This is a genomic window from Labilibaculum sp. DW002, from assembly GCF_029029525.1.
Taxonomy (GTDB): domain Bacteria; phylum Bacteroidota; class Bacteroidia; order Bacteroidales; family Marinifilaceae; genus Paralabilibaculum; species Paralabilibaculum antarcticum.
On record NZ_JAKJSC010000001.1, the window covers coordinates 1028945 to 1049434 of the forward strand.

Annotated in this window: 17 protein-coding genes; 11 read left to right on the forward strand and 6 right to left on the reverse strand. The window is 33.6% G+C overall.

Annotated features, from left to right (window positions below):
• Positions 1-15 precede the first annotated feature (15 nt).
• From L3049_RS03950 to L3049_RS03960, 3 genes are read right to left on the reverse strand one after another with little or no spacing between them, the layout of a single operon-like run.
• Positions 16-711 (reverse strand): YggS family pyridoxal phosphate-dependent enzyme, encoded by a 696-nt coding sequence (locus L3049_RS03950; protein ID WP_275108490.1) that lies wholly within the window; start codon positions 709-711, stop codon positions 16-18.
• A gap of 40 nt (positions 712-751) precedes the next feature.
• Positions 752-1450 carry a response regulator transcription factor gene (locus L3049_RS03955; RefSeq protein ID WP_275108491.1) on the reverse strand — a complete coding sequence of 233 codons (699 nt, stop codon included), beginning with the start codon at positions 1448-1450 and terminating at the stop codon, positions 752-754.
• 9 nt (positions 1451-1459) lie between these two features.
• Entirely contained in the window at positions 1460-2704 is a 1245-nt protein-coding gene (locus L3049_RS03960; RefSeq protein ID WP_275108492.1) for a sensor histidine kinase, read from the reverse strand.
• A 209-nt stretch (positions 2705-2913) separates the two neighbouring features.
• Between L3049_RS03960 and L3049_RS03965 the strand changes: the two genes are divergently transcribed.
• Together L3049_RS03965 and L3049_RS03970 are read left to right on the forward strand one after the other, a co-directional pair.
• Positions 2914-3294 (forward strand): hypothetical protein, encoded by a 381-nt coding sequence (locus tag L3049_RS03965; RefSeq protein ID WP_275108493.1) that lies wholly within the window; start codon positions 2914-2916, stop codon positions 3292-3294.
• 115 nt (positions 3295-3409) lie between these two features.
• Positions 3410-3988 (forward strand): tetratricopeptide repeat protein, encoded by a 579-nt coding sequence (locus L3049_RS03970; protein WP_275108494.1) that lies wholly within the window; start codon positions 3410-3412, stop codon positions 3986-3988.
• Here the strand turns inward: L3049_RS03970 and L3049_RS03975 are convergent.
• Positions 3977-5995, reverse strand: coding sequence for a monovalent cation:proton antiporter family protein (locus tag L3049_RS03975; RefSeq protein ID WP_275108495.1), 2019 nt, complete (start codon positions 5993-5995; stop codon positions 3977-3979). The genes L3049_RS03970 and L3049_RS03975 overlap by 12 nt on opposite strands.
• 401 nt (positions 5996-6396) lie before the next feature.
• Between L3049_RS03975 and L3049_RS03980 the strand changes: the two genes are divergently transcribed.
• Both L3049_RS03980 and L3049_RS03985 read left to right on the forward strand, forming a co-directional pair.
• Positions 6397-7362, forward strand: coding sequence for a hypothetical protein (locus tag L3049_RS03980; RefSeq protein ID WP_275108496.1), 966 nt, complete (start codon positions 6397-6399; stop codon positions 7360-7362).
• A gap of 99 nt (positions 7363-7461) precedes the next feature.
• Positions 7462-7731, forward strand: a complete 270-nt coding sequence (locus tag L3049_RS03985) for a 4a-hydroxytetrahydrobiopterin dehydratase (RefSeq protein WP_275108497.1) — start codon at positions 7462-7464, stop codon at positions 7729-7731.
• On the opposite strand, the gene L3049_RS03990 is transcribed toward L3049_RS03985, so the two are convergent.
• Entirely contained in the window at positions 7728-8567 is an 840-nt protein-coding gene (locus tag L3049_RS03990) for a prephenate dehydratase (protein ID WP_275108498.1), read from the reverse strand. The two genes, L3049_RS03985 and L3049_RS03990, sit on opposite strands and share 4 nt — an antisense overlap.
• A 750-nt stretch (positions 8568-9317) precedes the next feature.
• Here L3049_RS03990 and L3049_RS03995 point away from each other — a divergent pair.
• The 7 genes from L3049_RS03995 to L3049_RS04025 all read left to right on the forward strand — a co-directional run bounded on the left by L3049_RS03995 (position 9318) and on the right by L3049_RS04025 (position 19416).
• Complete coding sequence (locus L3049_RS03995; RefSeq protein WP_275108499.1) at positions 9318-11663, forward strand: TolC family protein; 2346 nt, start codon at positions 9318-9320, stop codon at positions 11661-11663.
• Between the two features lie 75 nt (positions 11664-11738).
• On the forward strand, positions 11739-12824 hold the full coding sequence (locus L3049_RS04000; protein WP_275108500.1) for an efflux RND transporter periplasmic adaptor subunit: 1086 nt from the start codon (positions 11739-11741) through the stop codon (positions 12822-12824).
• Positions 12825-12848: 24 nt separating this feature from the next.
• Positions 12849-15962 (forward strand): efflux RND transporter permease subunit, encoded by a 3114-nt coding sequence (locus L3049_RS04005; RefSeq protein ID WP_275108501.1) that lies wholly within the window; start codon positions 12849-12851, stop codon positions 15960-15962.
• A gap of 56 nt (positions 15963-16018) precedes the next feature.
• On the forward strand, positions 16019-16912 hold the full coding sequence (locus L3049_RS04010; protein WP_275108502.1) for a DUF6268 family outer membrane beta-barrel protein: 894 nt from the start codon (positions 16019-16021) through the stop codon (positions 16910-16912).
• Between the two features lie 82 nt (positions 16913-16994).
• Entirely contained in the window at positions 16995-18095 is a 1101-nt protein-coding gene (locus L3049_RS04015; protein ID WP_275108503.1) for an adenylate/guanylate cyclase domain-containing protein, read from the forward strand.
• A gap of 214 nt (positions 18096-18309) precedes the next feature.
• Positions 18310-18807 carry a TlpA disulfide reductase family protein gene (locus tag L3049_RS04020; protein ID WP_275108504.1) on the forward strand — a complete coding sequence of 166 codons (498 nt, stop codon included), beginning with the start codon at positions 18310-18312 and terminating at the stop codon, positions 18805-18807.
• Positions 18808-18819: 12 nt separating this feature from the next.
• Positions 18820-19416, forward strand: coding sequence for a thioredoxin family protein (locus L3049_RS04025; protein WP_275108505.1), 597 nt, complete (start codon positions 18820-18822; stop codon positions 19414-19416).
• 81 nt (positions 19417-19497) lie between these two features.
• On the opposite strand, the gene L3049_RS04030 is transcribed toward L3049_RS04025, so the two are convergent.
• A complete protein-coding gene (locus L3049_RS04030; protein ID WP_275108506.1) occupies positions 19498-20259 on the reverse strand; it encodes a NigD1/NigD2 family lipoprotein in 762 nt (253 codons plus the stop codon).
• Between the last annotated feature and the right edge of the window lie 231 nt (positions 20260-20490).

The following is a 20490-nucleotide window of genomic DNA, read 5'->3' on the forward strand; positions in this document are numbered from 1 at the left end:
ATAAATAAGCTTGTTTTATCTCGATCCAAAAATTGTGCTCCCAAGCCTGATCATCGTACTTCCCTCTTCAATAGCAATTTTATAATCACCCGACATTCCCATTGATATTTCCTTGAAGCTATCTTCATTCGAAAAGGATTCTGATTTTAAAGCTTCGAAAATTGTCTTCAAATTTGCAAATTCTCTTCTGATTTGATCCTCATCATTCGTGTAAGTTGCCATTCCCATAACACCAACAATTTTTATTGAATTCAATGCTTTGTATTCATCTGATGCTAATAATTCTTTCGCTTTAACTAAATCTAAACCAAACTTAGAAGCTTCATCTGCTATATGAAATTGAAGTAAACAATTAATTTCTCTATTGTTTTTAGCTGCTTGCTTGTTGATTTCTTTTAGTAGCTTCATGCTATCAACAGCATGTATAAGGTGAACAAACTCAGCAATGTATTTCACCTTATTTGTCTGAAGGTGACCGATAAAATGCCATTCTATATCTTTTGGTAAATCAGCATGTTTTTGTGTTAGTTCTTGTGGCTTATTCTCCCCAAAAATTCGATATCCTCCCTCATACGCTTTTAGAATATCTTCCTGTGGTTTGGTTTTTGAGACCGCAACTAATTTTACATTAGATGGTATTTCTTCGATAATGGTATTTATTTTCTGAGGTATGCTCATGGCAAATTGTAGATTTTTAAATTTCAGTTTCAAAATTACAATTTTTAAGGATTTTGTAATATTGATTCCTAACTTAATTACTGTCGGATAAAATAAATCCTACTCCATGTACATTTTCAATCTTAATTTTAGGATCAAGTTTTAAATGTTTTCTAAGTTTGGTGATAAATACATCTAAGCTTCGCCCCATAAAGTAATCATTCTCTCCCCATACTTTCACTAAAATATCTTCTCGGCGAAGAACATTATTTTTACTTTTCAGCAAAAGGTATAAGACTTCTCCCTCTTTCTGAGTAATTCGAGACACCTCACCATCCTTGGTAAGGGTTAAGTTTAAATGATCATACACAAAACCACCTAAATTAAACATCTGTTCCTTTAATTCTGGAGTTTTATTACTTCTCTTTAAAACTGCATTAACCCTTCTTACCAATTCGTCTTCGTCAAAAGGTTTGGTAATGTAATCATCGCCCCCTAAATCAAATCCTTTTAATTTATCTTCTTTTAATGATTTTGCAGTTAAAAATATAATTGGAATGTCTTGATTGGATTTGCGAATTTTAGTGGCTAATGTGAACCCATCCATTTTTGGCATCATACAATCTAACAAACAAAGGTCATATTCCGAAGATGTAAAAGCTTCTAAACCTTTTTCTCCATCTCTTGCTAAAGTAACATTGAAACCTTCCATTTTCAGGAAATCATTTAAAACAAGTCCTAAATTGGGATCATCTTCAACTAAAAGTATATTTTTTGAGTGAGAGTTAGTCATAGCCATTTCTTATAATGAGGGTAGAACAATAGTAAAGGTACTACCATTCTTTTTCTTACTTAATACGTTTATTTTTCCTTTGTGCAAATCAATAATCATTTTAGAATACGACAAGCCGATTCCAAATCCTTTTACATCATGTAAATCACCTGTTGATGCACGATAATATCGATCAAAAATATGATTTTGTTCTTCTTTAGTCATTCCTATTCCCTTATCGGATATAGCAACATAAAGATGGCCATTTATATTCTTACTTTCAATTTTAATTTCGGGTGCTGAATCAGAATACTTAACCGCATTATCTAAGATATTCAATAATACGTTTTGAATTAGACTTCTATCCCCACAAATTTTATCATTAACAGCTTCCAATTTAAAATCTACACTTCCTCCTTTTTCTGCTAATTGAACAGAAATACAGTCCGAACACTCCTCCATTAACTCATGCAAATGAAATTGATCTGAATTCAATTTCAGTTCTCCCCGTTCCATACAAGCTAATTTCAATAACTGGTCAACCTGAATTTTCAAACGATTATTCTCTGAGAAAATCATATTAGAATAATGCATAATTTGATCTGAATTAGAGTGTATTTTCTCTCGCTTCAACATCCCACTAGCCAATGAAATTGTTGCCATTGGCGTTTTAAATTCATGGGCAATATTGTTGATCAAATCGGTTGTTCTACCCAATATTTTTTTATCATTAATTAAGGAAAAGACAGTTACTCCAAAAAATGTACAAAGAATAATAATCAAGATTAAGGAGCAAATAAACATACTACCCATACTATCCATTAAATTCTTTTCTCTCTTCTGAAAATACACATTTAAAATCGCCTTATCATGACTCAAAGCTTTTCTTAGACTATAATAAAAGCATTTACTTTTTGGCTGTTCATCTTCCGTACTTAATACCTCAATGTTATAAGGAGATTGTATTTGGTAGTTTTTAAACTGCTGCTTTATAATTGAATCCAATCGGCTTACTTCTAATTCCAACAAAGCACTATCATTAGCATCGTATTTCGATTTACTCATGCATTTACGCATTTGCTCACAACTCTGCTGATCCTTTGTAAACTCATCAACAGATTCATGTAAAGCCAATCCTACACGATGATTAAATTGTTCTTCATTTAAGCTCCTAGCTCTGCTAATCCATCTAATCTGAATTAATAAAAGCAATAACAAGACTATAATTGAAATAACAATAAAGATTTGAATTCTATATTTTTTAATTTTATTCATTCGCTTCAGTAATCATATCAAACACTCCACATTCATTTAGAACACTTGGTGTTAGTGCGGAGTTTCTCACATCAAATTTAGTTTAATTTTTAAAAGATTTAAATCCTTTAACAATTCATTAACAAGAGATAAAAAGATCTTTTACAATCTTTATGAAACAATTCAAAAAAAAACTAAAACAGATTAATTAACATTTTAAATTTATAAACATGAAAAAGTTATTATTTGGACTTCTATTTGTATTTGCGATAAGTGTTGTTGGTGTTGCAAGTCAGCCAGCTACTTTAATTTTAGATAACGAAATTTCTTTAAGTCAAGACCTTGATCAAACACAAGATCAGGAGCAAAAAAAGGTTGAAAAGAAAAAATGTTCTAAAGATTGTACAAAAGCCTGTTGCTCGAAAGATGCAAAAAAGAAAGCTTGCTGCTCTAAAGAAGCTAAAGCTGAAAAATGTGATAAAGCTGAAAAGTGCACAAAAGAAGCAAAAGCTAAAAAATGTGATTCTAAGTGCAAAAAAGAATGTACTAAAGAAGCAAGTGCTAAGAAATGTGATGCTGATTGCAAAAAAGAATGTTGCAAGAAAGCATAAGGATATTATAAATATCTGTGAACCCTTCGGTAATAATCGAAGGGTTTTTTTATGCACTTTGGTACAATTTATGCTTCTATTTTTAAGTTGTATTAATAAATCAATAAGCACAAAAATGAAAAATTTTATTCTGTTAGCAATTTGCACGCTATGGTTTTCAGGGCTTAGTGCGCAAAATGTAGAACGATACAAAGCGTATCATGACAAAGGTAGAACCTTGATTCTAAAGGGAGATTACAAAAATGCGATTCATAATTTAGATACTGCAATTTCAATTATGCCCTATTACAGCGCTATTTTTCAAGATCGAGGCTATGCGCAAATGCAACTTAAAAATTACACTTCTGCTATTCAGGATTTCAATCATGTTTTAGACAAAAAACCCTATTTAGATGAAGTGCGATTACAAAGAGGCATGGCACTTTATCATCTTAATCGACTAATGGAAGCGGAAGATGACTTAATTCAAGTGGTTAACAGCACTCCAACCAGAATTAGAGAAGCAACTATCTATCTGGACAATATTCAAAAAGAGAAACAAATTATTACTCAAAACCTGAATCGCAGTGAATTAAACAAAATGCGCATTATTATTGAAAATGAAAGAGTAAACCGGGCACGTCATCGGGAAGAAATTATTTGGGGTACTGTCGTACCACTTGCCTTTTGGACTAGTGTCTTTTTATGTTGGTAAATCTGGGTCGGTAGGTATTGGCTTCCCTTTAAAGGATATTGTTTTTCCTGTAAAACGTGATTGTCTAAAATTTGGAGCATCTAAATTTTCCATTTTTAAACGCACTTTTTCAATACTTTCTATTGATCCTACAACGGTTAATACATCACCCAAACGCAATCGTGTATACCCAGTAGAAATTAGCGTATTTTGATTTCGTTTTGTAGCTAAAATAATTACGTCTGTAGGTATTTGAATATCACGTAAAGATACTCCATGCAATTCATGATTTTGCATTTCAATATCAACAGTATCATGGTTTTTCTCCATGCCCAACAATAAACTAGTAGCAATTGGAGAGCGTACCAAATGATCCATCAAACTAACCATAACCGTAGTTGGCTCTACAATTAAAGCGCCTAGTTCATGAAACTTGTTTATAAAGCTCCTCTCATGAACTCTAACAACCAAGTCTCTAGTACCAAAATGCTCGTAGGCAATTTCACAAACCTTCAAATTATCCTCATCTTTGTTCATCATCACAATGGCATCTGCTTTATCTGCTTTTAAACGTTTTAGTTCAACCAAGCTTAATTCTTTAACATAGCGAACATCTACACCTTGATATTCTAGCTTTGCTCTCTCTTCATTTCGAGTTACCACTTTTACAATCCAATCATTATCCATTAGTTGTCTTGCCAAAGCAAGTGATTGACCTTCTAGACCGAAAATGATAGCCTTTTGAATTCTATTTTCATGCTGTAATTCCTTTTTTTTATGGCTTTCTCCAACCATTAAAATAAACCACTTAAACAATGGAGGTCCTAATATTTCATTCATTACAATAACAGCAATTAAAATCGCAGCAAACTGTGGTCCCCATTCAGGATATTTCGAAGATACAACAGAAACCAATCCTATTGCAACACCCGCTTGCGTTACATAAGGCATCCATGCAAAACGATTTATTTTCATCGGATCGCCACCTAAGGCACCTCCGATTACCGCACCAATTGCCATACTCACCAATCGAATGATAAAAAACAACAAGGCAACAGACCAAGCCTGAGCAAGGACATCTAAGGATACTGAAGCACCTGTTAAAGTATAGAACAACACATAAATAGTGGGAACAACTAACTCTATTATTTTAGTAAATTCTCTTCTATTACTTCCGTAATTAACAACCACAAAACTACCTAAAATACAAATTAGTAATGGTTCTATATAAAGTTCAAATCCAAACCAAGAATTGCTTTTTATTCGAGCCAGATGAGCCAATAAATAAATACTATAGCCTAAAACAACCAAGCAACTAGCTTTGAACATTGTGCCCAATCTTAATCCTAAAACTAAGTTCATTACTTGGCCAAGTATAAAACCAATACAAATGGATAAACACAATTCTCCAAATAATATTGCAACTAACCAAAAGTCGAAAGGAACATTAGAGATTAAGGCACCAGCTATTGAGAAACAAATTGTGAACAATACAATTACTAAAACATCCTTAATTACCGTAACACCAATTGCCGTTTGAGTATAAGGACCTTTTGCACGCATCTCATTAATCACTGCAATTGCCGAAGCAGGCGATCTAGTAACAAAAATTGTTCCTATAAGCAATGCGATGGCCAATTTTACAGGCCATTCTAGTTCTGATAAAAAACCTATTCTATTAGAAAAGAATAAAATTCCAGCAATACTTAATCCAAATGTAAAAAAGAGTTGCCCAAAAGTCATCCACTTTATACTTTTCATTCGTCCTTTTAATTCCTTTAAATACAATTCGGCACCTGCAGCAAAAGCAATAAAGGCAAGAGAGGTTTCATTTATAAAATGAAGATGCTTAAGAGATTGTTTTGGTAGAAAATTTAATATGAAAGGGCCAGATAAAATCCCTATAAAAAGAAGACCAGTAATGATAGGCAATTTAATTCTAGGAAAATACTTGGCTATTCTATTAGAAGCAGTTGCTACAATTAGAAAACCAATAATAATTGTTGCTATTTCAAAAGCATTACCCATTCAAGTAATTTTATATTGACACCTTACAAAACTATTCAAACCTACTATCGCCCATAAGTTTCTATTTTAAGATACAGAATATAATCAACAAATTAATTTTCAATTCATTTTTGTTTTTAGAGATAAATCATAAAATGAAAATTAATAGCGTTTAAAATGGTAGTTCAACTCAATTTTAAGGAAATATTTTATTAAAGTGAATTTGTTCATATTCGAACACTAACTGTACGATAGCAATCACTATTAAGATTTATTAAAAAGAAACAAAGCAAAGCTTAACTCCTATATATTAACCACTTATAAACAATGGCACAAATACTGATATTGCCTAAGTGTAAAACCACAAATGCATCAAACAGATTAAAAGAGTAAGAAATCAAACATCTAATTAACCAAAGAAAATGAAAACACACAGATTGATATGGATTTCCCTTTTTCTAGGCATGCAACTATTGTTCTCCTCGTTGAGCTTTGCGAAAGCAAACGACTTAAAAGAGATTGAAAAAATATTCTCCGAAACGAAAGCCTTATGTTCCTCTGAAAATGGCTTACTATGGGGCCGAACTCTTGATGTTCCAATTTTATTAGTAGACGAAGAAAACGGAATCATTTATACAAATACAAATAGTTCAAAACTAGAATTAAGTTCGCACAATAACATTTATTCTGGTGCGCTACCCGAATTTATAAATATTGTAAAAGGACCTGCAAAAATAGACAATCGTATATGGGCTGTTATTCCTCTTCCTTTACCAATTAATACAATCGAAAGACAATGCATTATTATCCACGAAGCCTTTCATTGTGTACAGCCAGAGATGAACCTTAAACCAAAACCATATGACAACAACCATATGAAAGAGATGGAAGCTCGCTTTTGGATGAAATTGGAATGGAAAGCATTGGAATTTGCTTTGCAAAGTGAAGGTGAAAATATGAAGCAAGCGATTACTGATGCAATTTGTTTTCGTAATTACAGAAGAGCATTGTATAGCGAATGTGACGATTGTGAAAATCGATTCGAAATTCATGAAGGTATGGCAGAATACACTGCTCAGAAAATATGCAGGAGTAATGAGGGATTTAAAAATTATTTGCAAGATAAGTTGGAGAATATTTGGGAGTCAGATTCCTTCGTAAATTGTTTTGCTTACTATACTGGTCCTGTTTATGCGTATCTTTTAGATCAATCGGAAATGGATTGGCGAACTCATTTAGGTGCTAGAGATGACATTGCAACTTTAACAATGACAGCTTACAATATTTCTTTGCCATTTGATATGTATATGGAAGCAGAAGAGAGATCGGCTCTTTATAGTGGCGCTCAAATTATGGGTGAAGAATTAGACCGTGTAGTCTCTTTATAATATCTTATAAAAAATAACAAAGGGTAGCTATTTAAGCTACCCTTTACTATTTACATTGGTATTTTGTTTCCTTACCTTTATGTATTTAATGTAGACATCATGAATATATTACTAGACCAAGGATGGAGTGAAATAGACAGCAAATTAGTTAAAAACTATGTTCTGCCTAATTTTGCGGAAGGAATCAACTTTATCAATTTAATAGCCAATGAGGCTGAAAAAGCAGATCACCATCCAGATCTAAAATTGTACAATTATAAAAATGTACGAATCTCACTTACAACGCATTCCAAAAGAAGAATTACAAAAAAAGACATTGCACTTGCCAAAACAATCGATCATATTTATGATTCGATGAAAGTCTATTAGGTAATCACTATTCCCTTGTTATAAGTTCCTAAGATTGTCATTTCTTTAGCTGATTCCGATATTTTATTCATCACATTTTTAAACTGACTTGGAAGCTCAAATTCTAAATCGACATGGAAGAAATACTCCCAATTAATTCCTGGAATTGGTAAAGATTGAATCTTAGATAAATTAATGTTTGCCTGTGCAAAACAATCCAAAATATAAGATAAACTTCCAGGATTATGACTTGTACTAAAATAAAGTGACGCCTTGGTAAAACCACCATTAGGTCCAACTTCTTTTTTACGTTTTAAAATAAAAAAACGGGTTTGATTATTCTTAATACTTTCAATCTGCTCTGCTAGTATATCCAATTCATACAACTCAGCAGGTAAATCACCGGCTATTGCTCCTATACCTAGCAGCTCATTATCTCGAATATTCTTCGCACTCAAAGCTGTATCTTCCATCTCTACCAGTTTTATATGAGGATAATCTCTAAAAAAGGCTCGACACTGACTAATCGCCATTGGATGAGAATGAACTTCTTTTAAATCTTCAATTTTCTGACCTGGTAAAGCCATCAAATTTTGTTTTATTCGCAAAAAGATTTCTCCTTCAATAACAAGACCCGAATCTTGAAGCAGGCCATAGTTTTGAAGAATACTTCCTGCTATTGAATTTTCAATTGCCATTATTCCTCCATCACATACCGTATCGTCTTGAATTAATTCAATTAATGTCGCAAAATTACCAGAAGGTATAATCTCTACATCTTCTCCGTAATATGCATTCGCAGCCACATGGTGAAAACACCCTTCAACTCCTTGAATTACAATTTTTCTTTTGTCCATGGTTATTTTGGTTACTGTTAGATTTTGATCAAAAAAAAGAGTTCTGATTAATCAGAACTCTCTATGAATATTATTAAAATTTATTTCATTAGAATTCTGTTCTTCTCTCCACTAAAAAAGAAAAAAATAAAAAACCAATTATTAAAATATACTGTTCTCATATGTGCAAAAAAAAGAGCCTTTAAAGAGGCTCATCAACAATTACTAGTACATGCGAAACCTCTTCTAACAACAGTTGCTAAAAAAGAAAAATCGTTCGATATGCATGTTTCGTCTCATACTTAGTGTACTAATTCATTTCAAAGATAAAAAAATATCTTAACAATCCGCCAACTTCCACGACTTTGTATTGTCACTTCAATGAGCTAGTGCATTCACTTCACACCTTTAAAAGGACACTTAAGTCTGAAATATTACCACTTGAGCTTAATTAAGATGGATTAATTCTCCTATTAGTACAATCTTCGTACTATAAATAAAACACAACATTCAAATAACAAATCGAAATGTATCAAATTTCCACTTTATTATCATTCAAAAAAAAGCAACTTCATTCAATAAATATTCAACTAAAATTATAACCAAGTACTTTTATTTCAAACAATTGATTAAATCTATAATGTCATAAATAAAATTATAGATTAAGACGCCAAACTCTTTTTCTTTTTATTTGATGAGCTTAATCCTTATTTGTAGATTTATAGTAAACGATTCTAATCATATTTAAAATCATTATTAAATGTATTTAACATGAAGAACACTTTCATCTTACTTCTTTTGATATTCTCCTCCTTTTTGGGGCGATCTCAACAACAAGAAGATTATACCATCGCCATTCTAGGTGATAAACTGATTCCTGAAAATGAACAAATACTGCTTCAGCTTAAAGAAGAAATCAAATCGGTTGTCGGACAATCGGCGAATATCGTATTCAAAGATTCTTTCATTCTGTTGAATGACCTAAACCTTGAAAAGGCGAAAAGCAATTATGAAAACATGGTTCAATCAGATGATGTTGACCTGATCCTTTCTTTCGGATCAGTCAATAATTTTGTGATTGGAAAAAACAAGATTTTTTCGAAACCTGTTATTCTCTTTGGTGTTATCAACGACGATTTTATCACTTTTCCTGAAGGACAAATTAGTTCTAACATCACTAACTTAACCTATATATTAACGCCTCAGTCGTACAAAAGGGATTTATTACAGTTTAAGGAGATATATCCTTTTAAGAAGATTGGGATTATAGTCGATGATTACTTAACTGAAATATATCCAGTTAAGAATACACTAAATGACATATTCAAAACGATTGAAGCAGAATATGTTCTTATACCTATTAAACAAGCCAATGATGTTGATGGCAAACTAGAATCTCTTGATGCCGTTTATCTATCTGGCGGACTATTTTTCAATAAAGATGAGCAAATCAGTTTGGTCAATAAGATCAACCAGAAAAATTTACCTAGCTTTACTTCTATCAACGAACATCTTTCTGACTATGGAGTTCTTTTAACCTCTCAACCAGTCAATAATCTGGAGCAATTTTTTAGACGCATTGCATTGAATATTGAATCGGCTGTGAACGGTGATAATTTAGCTCAACTTCCTATCTATATGGATTTACAGGCAAAATTATCTCTAAATATCGAAACGGCTTTTCAAATCAACTTCCCGCTTAAATACAGTTTTCTTTTACGAACCAATATTGTGGGAAACGCGAACCAAATTTCTTTTCAAAAGCAATATACCCTTCCTGAGGTTTTTCATCAGGTGTTGAATCAGAACTTGAACCTAAAAGCAGAACAGAAAAATATAGAACTGGCTAATCAAGAAGTTAAACTATCGAAGAGTGAATACTTACCAGATTTATCAACTTCGCTAAGCGGAACGCATTTGGATCCTGAACTTGCTAAAGTATCGAATGGATCGAATCCTGAATATAGTACTTCGGGTAATATTACATTCGAACAACTTATTTTCTCGGAACAGGCTAGTGCCAACATCAAGATTCAAAAAGAACTAAAAGAAGCGACTAAAGAAACTTACAATGCTAAAGAAAAGGATGCCATTTTAAATGCTGGCGTAGCCTTCTACAATGCACTAATTGCCAAGGCAAACTTTTTAATTAACGATGAAAACCTAAGGGTTACACGTCAGAATTACGAAATAGCTCAGCAAAAATACGATGCAGGGCAAACTGGAAAATCTGATGTTTTGAGGTGGAAAAGTGAACTGGCTATGGCAACCCAAAACATTGTCAATAGCTACACACAACTCAATCAATCATTCAATGAACTGAATCAGATTCTAAACAACCCAATAGGATTAAAAATTGATGTTCTTAATTCCGATTTTAAGAAGCCTGGTGATAAAGACGATTTTAAATTTTTCAATATGCTGGATGATCCATTCCTAAGAGAAAGATTCACTCATCTTATAGAAGAAAAAGCCATTGAGAATGCACATGAGCTAAAATCATTGCAACACAATATTAGTGCAAGCAAACGTTCAGCAATGCTCCAGCAAAGAAGCAAATTCCTGCCAACAATCGGCTTGCAAGGCCAATATAACCATACTTTTAGTAGAGATGGTGAGGGCGCAACATATCCAACTGGTATTACGGGGGCGCCTGACGGCTATTATAATGTTGGCGTGCAGGTGAGTCTGCCAATCTTTCAAAAAAATCAGAGAAATATAAACCGACAAAAGTCATTTATACAACGTGATCAATTGAATATTCAGAAAGATGAAACCATTGTATCAATCAAAAGAAATGTGAATGATATCATTCTTTCCATCGTCAGTCAATTTTCAAACATAGAGCTATCGAAGGTTTCAACCGAGGCCGCTAAAGAGAGTTTAGAGCTAATGCAAATTTCCTATTCTAACGGAGCGATTGGTATTACCTCGTTAATTGATTCTCAGCAAGCTTATTTTCAAGCTCAACAGCAACAAGCCAATGCGGACTACAACTTTCAATTGAGCATTTTACAACTCGAGCGAATCATGTCCTATTTCTTTAGCCTCCATTCCGATGAAGAAAATCAAGTTTTTGTCAACCAGGTTAAAGAACGAATCGTTCAGATGAATTAAAAAATTAATCAAACAATACGAAAGAAGTCTAAACACATTATTGTTCTGACAAATTTCACAAAATAAAACACACATATGAAGACAATATATTATACTTTAATCCTAGCCATCGTCGTATTTAGTTCTGCTTGCTCAAATAAAAAAGAGCCTGTACAAAAAGAAAATTTACGTCCGGTTAAGTATGCCGAAATCAGCTATTCAGGTATCGGACAAGTTAGATCATTCAATGGAACAGCTCGGTCTGATAAAGAAATTAATTTAAGTTTTAGAACAAGCGGTATTCTAACAATATTGAATATTTCGGCTGGTCAAAAAGTAAAAAAAGGTGAATTATTGGCTCAAATCGATAATTCAGAGGCACGTCTTTCGTTAGAACAATCTATTTCATCTTTGAATAGTGCCAAAGCCAATTTAAACACAAGCACATCAACTCTGTCTCGTACTAAAACACTTTTCGAAAAGGGCTCTGCCTCTTTGAGTGATTACGAGAATGCTAAATCATCATTTGCATCTGCCAAAGCTGATTTTGAATCGAAAAAACGCACGGTTGAAATCCAGAAAAAGCAAGTTGGTTATGGTATTATCTATGCACCTGCCAATGGTATTATTGCGTCAAAAAATGTGGAGAATAATGAGAACGTAGGTTCTGGTAGTGTTATCGCTGTTTTAAATGCAGGAAGCTTTATGGAAATTAGCCTGGGTATGCCTGAGAATGTGATTAATCGTGTGCATAAGGGTATGAAAGTGATAGCTAAATTCCCGGCACTTCAGGGAAAAAAATTCGAAGGTGTTGTTGATGAAATTGCACCTTCAATCGAGAGTGGATCGGCAACCTACCCTGTTAGAGTTAAACTCCTTGGTAAGAATACTGAAGTCAAGTCAGGAATGGCTGCGAATATCACCTTTAACTTTCCTAAAACAGATAACCAAGAAGTACTCATTGTTCCAATTTCAGCTGTAGGAGAAGATAGCAAAGGAAACTTTGTTTACCTTATCGAGAAACAGAGTGAAAAGATCGGTTTAATCAAAAAGCAACACTTTACTATTGGTGAATTATCGCCTATAGGTTTCGAAGTTGTAAAAGGGTTAAAGCCCGGACAGATTGTGGCAACAGCAGGTTTACAGACCTTGCTTGACGGACAAAAAGTTAGCCTTAAATAATATCAACACTTTAAATCGGCAAATATGAATCTTACGAAATTCGCAATTGAAAAAAGTCGTATTACATTCACACTGCTTGCTGTAGTGGTGATAATGGGACTAACGCTATACAAATCCTTACCTAGAGACAGTATGCCTCCTTATACGGTTCGGGTTGCAACAATTATCTCTTCCTTTCCGGGAGCCGGCCCCGAGCGAGTTGAGCTTTTGGTTACTGATAAAATTGAGAAGAAAGCACAGGAAATTCCTGAAGTAAAAGAAATAAATAGTACCTCGCGTACAGGTTTATCTATTGTTTCAGTAAAACTTAAGGACGAAGTCAGTCCAGACCAACTTCAAAGTATTTGGGATAAACTAAGACGTAAGCTTAACGACATTAAAGGCTTACCAAAAGGTGTTAGCCCTAAATTAAATGACGACGACGTTGGTGTGGTTTACGGTATTGTTGTCGGTCTAATAAGCGACGGCTATTCTTATACAGAGATGAAAGATTATGCCGACGATCTTCGCGATGATTTAATCAAACTAGATGATGCAGCAAAGGTAGAATTTGGTGGTGCACAAGAAGAACGTATCTTCATCGAATTCGACGAAGCGCAACTTAAAGAATATGGACTAACCTCAACCTCGCTTCAAAATACGATTGCATCAACCAACATTTTAGATTCGGGCGGAGAAGTTAACCTCGAAGATGAAAAAATCATACTAGAACCAACAGGAAATTACAATTCTCTTGAAGATATTGAAAATACCTTAATTCCTATTGGAGATGGTAAGCAAGTTGTACAACTTCGAGACATCACTACTATTCGAAAAGGCTATATTGAGCCAGCAACCTCTATCGTTCACGTTAATGGTCAACCCGCTATTTCCATGTCGATTTCACTAATCGATGGAGCAAATATTATCAAACTTGGAGAAGAGGTAGATAAAGTTGTATCGAAATGGAATAAAAATTTACCAATAGGACTAGAAATACAACGTCTATCGTCCTTAGATACTTATGTAGATCAGAGCATTGATAATTTTATCGGCAATTTGATTCAATCTATTGTAATTGTTCTGTTAGTGATGCTTATTTTCCTTGGTCTAAGAACTGGCTTAATTGTGGCTAGTCTGATTCCTATTGTGACCATTATGACATTGATGCTAATGGGGCTCATTGGTATGGGATTAAACCAAGTAACATTGGCGGCTCTGATTATGGCTCTGGGAATGATGGTAGATAATGCCATTGTAGTTTCCGAATCCATCATGGTAAAAATGGAAAAAGGGATCTCTGCAAAAGAAGCAGCTATTTCATCCTGTTCAGAACTAATAATACCTCTTTTAATATCAACATTAACAACCTCTGTTGCTTTCCTTGCATTCTTTATGGCCGAGTCAACTATGGGTGATATCACAGGACCAATTTTTGTAGTAATCACATTGGCTTTACTTTCCTCATGGATCATATCCTTAACCACTATTACAATGCTATGTTATTTCTTCCTGAAGGTAAAACCTAAGGCAGAAACAAAACCAGCCTTGATGGATAGGATGTTCGATGCCACAAAAGTCTATTATAAATCTCTAATAATGCTAGCCTTGAATTTCAAACGCAGTGTTATTTTAGGAATCTTTGCACTTTTCTTCTTGTCTCTCTACGGATTTGGGCTTGTTCCATTCATCTTTTTTCCCGATAGCGATCGTAACATGATTACTGTTGATATTAATTTGCCATTAGGTACAAAAATTGAACGAACCGAAGAGATTATTGAAAATATAGAAAAATACATTGCCGATGATCTATTGATTAACGATTCCAGATTAAAAGGAATTACCGATTGGTCTTCTTTCATAGGGCAAGGACCAAATTCATACGATTTGGGATATTCTCAGGATGAGGCCAATTCAAGCTATGCTCATATTTTGGTCAATACCAGTTCATTTGAAGTAAACGATAAGATGATTACGCTTTTGGACAAGTATTGCTTCTCACATTTCCCAAATGCCGACATTAAAGTGGGTGCACTAGGTGCAGGGGGAACAGGAACTCCAATCGAAATAAAAGTTTCAGGTAAAGATCCTGATATCCTTTCTAAATTGTCGGATCAAATAAAATCAAAACTATCAGAAATCCAAGGAACAAAGAATGTTAAAGATGATTGGGGACCAAAAACCAAGAAGTTCATCATCGATATTAACCAGAATAATGCTCAAATTGCGGGTATCACCAATCAAGATATTGCAACATCGTTAAAAACGGTATTGGATGGTTTTCAAACAGGAGAATATCGCGAGGACGATAAAAACATTCCTATTCTTCTTAGAGGATTCGATAGTCAGGAACAGAGCTACGAATCTATCGAAACCATGAATGTTTTCTCGCAACAATCGGGAAGATCGGTACCCTTATCGCAGGTTGCCAACATTGTTCCACAATGGCAATACGCAAAAATTAAACGTCTCGATTTAATTAGAAGTGTTAATGTTTCTAGTGAACTGGATGTTACAGGGAATGCCTCTGAGGTAATGGCTGTAATTACTCCATGGCTTGATGAACAAACACAGAATTGGCCAAATGGTTATGAATATCAATTAGGTGGTGACAGCAAAAATACAGCAGATAATATGGGTGCCGTAATTTCTTATCTACCTCTATCTGCATTCATCATTTTGCTCTTACTCATTATTCAGTTTAACTCATTCCGAAAAACTTTGATGGTCATTAGTACCATTCCTTTGGGTGTAATCGGGGTAGTTATTGGTTTAATGGTATTTCGCTCTTTCTTTAGTTTCTTTGGTTTTCTAGGTGTTATTTCTCTTGCCGGAATTGTTATCAATAATGCGATTGTTCTCATCGACAGGATAGAAATTGAGATAACTAAATTTAAACGAACACCCCAAGATGCGGTAATAGCAGCCTGTTTGCAGCGTTTCCGTCCCATCATATTAACCACTTTCACAACCTCTTTTGGGCTTTTGCCTTTGTATTTGGGTGGCGGATTAATGTGGGAGCCTATGGCGATAGCAATCATGATTGGACTTTTGTTTGGAACTATAATCACTCTCGTGTTTATCCCGGCTTTCTATAGTATTCTATACAAGGTCAGCTATAAAGGCTATCAATTCAACAAAGCTTTATTAAAAATATAATCAATTTAAAAAAAAAGAGGTAGTCTAATTCTAGGCTACCTCAACAATAACATTCAATGAAAAATTTCACAATTAAATTAACATTTGCAGTCATTATATCTGCATTTGTATTTTCTAGTGCACAAGCACAAATGGAAAAAGAAGATCTCTCTTTAAATTATTCATATATAGGCGAAGGAGATTCAGGTAGCCATCAGAAAATTGCCTTTAGTAAATTTGAGGCAAAAGCAAATCTGTATCGTAAATTAACTAAAAAAGGGGCTCTATATTTCCATACAGTTTCTTATGCGAATATGAATATTGATTATTCGGCAGAACTAGGTATACCAACTGAATTGGAGCAGTTTCATTCTTTTTCATATTCAATAGGAGCCAGTGTTCCTTTGAAAAATGAATGGCGATTAACAGGTGTTTTTTCTCCAACTTTGGCATCAAACTTCGAAGGTGATGTTCAATTCAACGATTTACAGTTTCTGGGCATCATCTTTTTGGGGAAAGCAATAAACAAATTAAAAAATCTACATCTGAATATTGGAGCCATGTATTCCAATACTCTGGGTAGCCCAACACCACTCCCTTATTTTAGTTTAACTTGGAAACCTAACAAACAGCTTACCTACGAACTTGGTTTCCCAAACACTGGCATTACTTATAAAGTCAACGAAAAACTATCTTTGGGAAGTAAACTATTTATTGCGGGTGATAACCTTCGTTTAGGTGACAATTTAGTTTATCAAAACGAATCGACTCCTATTGATAATATCAGATTAACCAATTTCGGATGGGGCTTAGAAGCGCAAAAGAAATTCGGAAAGCACTTTAAATTAAAACTAGCAGGAGGTCACACTTTCTCTCGTAAATTCGAGTTTAATGATGGAAGTAAAGTGGTTGAAGATTTTGATTTAGATAACAACTTCTATGGCACTGTAGGACTTTCAATTTTATTTTAACATTGCTACTAAAAGATATGAGAAAAAGGACATCTATAGGATGTCCTTTTCAAACATAAATTACATATGATCCCCACTGATAATGATCAATATTAGTCTTAAAAACAAAAAAATAATCAAAGATTTTATATTCTTAAACCTAGTATGGATCTTTGCTTTTTATTTTTTCGATTTCATTCAACTCTCTAATTTCAAAGAAGGAAATGAAGTCGCTCTCGACCCACTTCTTCAACAAATTCAAGGTTTTAACCGTTTTTTCAGCAGTATAGCACTTGGTACATTATTTAGTTTCATTAACCTATATGTACAACGCAATGCTGATCGACTGCGAACAAAATCATATGGCTATATCATTGTTACCTACTCTATTGTACACATCGTTTTAGTATTTGCGGCCATTTCGCTTGTTGCCTCATTATCTGTTTTTGTTTTTTCTGGATCCTTACAAAGGGAAAATTTGGCAGGCTTAATTAAGTTTTTCCAATCGAAAGATCTCATCCGTATATTAATATATACCTTCCTTATCAGCATTAGTATTTTTGTTGTAAAACTTATAAACGAGAAACTTGGCAAAGGTGTTTTATGGAATCTAATTCTGGGTAAATACCGCCAACCCAAAGAGGATCGCTTGCTCTTCCTTTTTATGGATTTGAAATCATCAACCACATATGCAGAACTCTTGGGACATAGAAAATACAGCGAGTTAATTCAAGATTGCTTTTCGGATTTGACGCCAGCCGTATCTGCCTGCCATGCTAAAATTTACCAATACGTTGGTGACGAAGCCGTTCTCTCTTGGAAATACGCCGATGGCATTAAACAGGCCAATTGCATTCGTGTCTTTTTTCATTTTAAATCCATACTCAAAACTCGCTCTCAATACTATTTGGATACTTATGGTTTTGTACCTGAATTTAAAGCAGGGATCAATGGGGGAAGAATTATGGTGGCCGAAGTAGGCTATCTAAAACGATCGATCGCCTACCATGGCGATGCTATAAATACAGCCGCCCGCATACAAGGACAATGCAATAGCTTCGAACGCGATATTCTACTTTCTGAAAAAATTGTAAACGATGTCCAAAAAACCAATCAAGTCAATTTCATTGAATTGGAGGACATTCAACTAAAGGGAAAGAAAGAAAAAGTAAAACTATTTAGTATCGATCAGTTTAAAATATAAGATTAGAACAAACATTTCAGTATAAGTTCACCATACTTTATTAATGCCTCTGTAAGTTGGATTCTATAAATTCACAAACAATTTTCTCATATAAAAGCGGAATACAGTAATCGTATCTCGCTTTTTTGTTTTTAACAAATCAATAACAGGCTAATCTGTTCTTTTTCAATCAATAGTTGTATATTTAATACTCATTAGTCCTTTATACACAAAAATGAAATTTAAAATACAATTTATCCTGTTTGGAGCACTTCTTATACTAGGAAGTAAGACTTCTTTTAGTCAAGAAATCAAAACCTTCAATTTTAATGAATTGGAGCCCATCTTCCATTATCAAAATGACACTACTTACGTGATTAATTTTTGGGCAATGTGGTGCAAACCATGCGTTGAAGAACTTCCTGAATTTGAAGATATCCGTAAAGATTATTCTGATAAAAAAGTAAAAATGATACTTGTCAGTTTAGACTTTGGCAAAAATGTTAGTGAGCGCATATCTAACTTTTTAAAACGAAAGAATATCAATGCAGAAGTCGTTATTCTAGATGATCCAGATGCCAATAGTTGGATTGGTAAAGTTGCTGAAAATTGGGATGGTGCAATTCCAGCGACAGTAGTATACCATAAGAATAATAGAAAAGTTTTTACTCGCCAAGTATCCTATAATGAATTGGCGAAGTCTATTGATCAAGTTAGTAATCAAACAAATTAAAAAGTAATTATCATGAAGAAAATATTGCTTCTTGGCCTAGTTATATTGGCCAGTATCGGAGTTAATGCCCAAGCTTATCAGATAGGTGACGAGGCAATCGATTTTAAACTAAAAAACGTTGATGGAAAACACATCTCTTTATCAGATTATGAAGATGCTAAAGGTTTCATTGTAATTTTCACTTGTAATCATTGTCCCTACTCAGTAGCGTATGAAGATCGAATTATCGAAATCGACAAAAAATACAAAGCAAAAGGATTTCCAGTTATTGCCATCAACCCTAACGATCCGGAATTGTATCCTAGCGATTCTTTTGAGAACATGATTATTCGATCGGAAGAAAAAGGATTCACATTCCCTTATATTTTCGATAATACTCAGGAGATATACAAAACCTACGGTGCTACCAAAACACCACACGTATTCATTCTAAGCAATAATTCAGGAAAATATAAGGTAGAATACATTGGAGCAATAGATAACAACTACAAGGACGCCGAACAGGTAACAGAGCATTACATTAATGATGCAGTGGATGCATTATTACAAAATAAAAAACCAAAAGTAACAAGCACAAAAGCAATTGGCTGCTCAATTAAGTCAAAGTAAAAAAGATAAATCCGCATATAGCAAATGCCCAAACCGTGATCGTTTGGGCATTTTATCTTCTCAATTGCTGATAAGATTCATTTATTCAAAACCTTTTGTTTTTATTTCGTCATCCTTTATTCTTAGATCGGTTTCTAAATCATTTTCTGCATTTTTCTCAAAGGAATAAGTTATTATTTTATTGTAATTGAATTCACCATCTTCACCCATTGTACGAATTAAGAAATCAACAGACTCTTTCCCCTCTTCTTTAAAACTTGAAACATCGAATGAAGCAAGCCCCCATATTCTATGTTTATACTGGTCATTATTGTCATTATGTTTCAACTCTAAAATAATCTCTCCATTTGTAGTGGTTGCATTTTCACCATCATAAACCAAATTAATATAGTGTGTTTTAGAACCACCTTTATATGTGAATTCTACATTAACATAATCGTTATGACTCCAAGTATCTGAAATATGAACCATATCATCCCCTATTGAATCCTTAACTTCCTTTGGTGTTTCAGAATCAAACTTAAAAACAGGTTTTGTCAAAATTTCATTAATATCAAACATTTCAATATAATAATCGTAGAATTCATTATCGTCAGCATCAGAAAGTATTCTAAAATCGACTAAAACCCTCATATCATCTTCTAAAAACTCTGTATCAACATAAGTGGATTTTGGTTTAAGAACATTCCCTTTGTCGGTTGTTATATAAAGAGAATCAGATTTTTTTGTTACCGTACCTACAGACATATAGTAATTGACCCATAAGATATCATTGTCATCATCGTCACAAGATGTATAAATCAAGGAACTGATTGCAAGAAAAATTAATAATATTTTTTTCATCATTTCACTTTATTAATTAATATTTCTTATTTGTTACACTGTAAAAGTAGAGCAAGACAGTAAGGAATTAAGAGCAAAAGTTAATGAGCTGAATAATAACACTAGCGAAATGACAAATTGGCTATGTGAAATGAAAACAATTGATTTTAAGTGCTATTAGACCTAAAATAACGAACAAAAATAGAGGATACTACTAAAATGTAATCTTGTTTTATAGATCCATTTTAAACC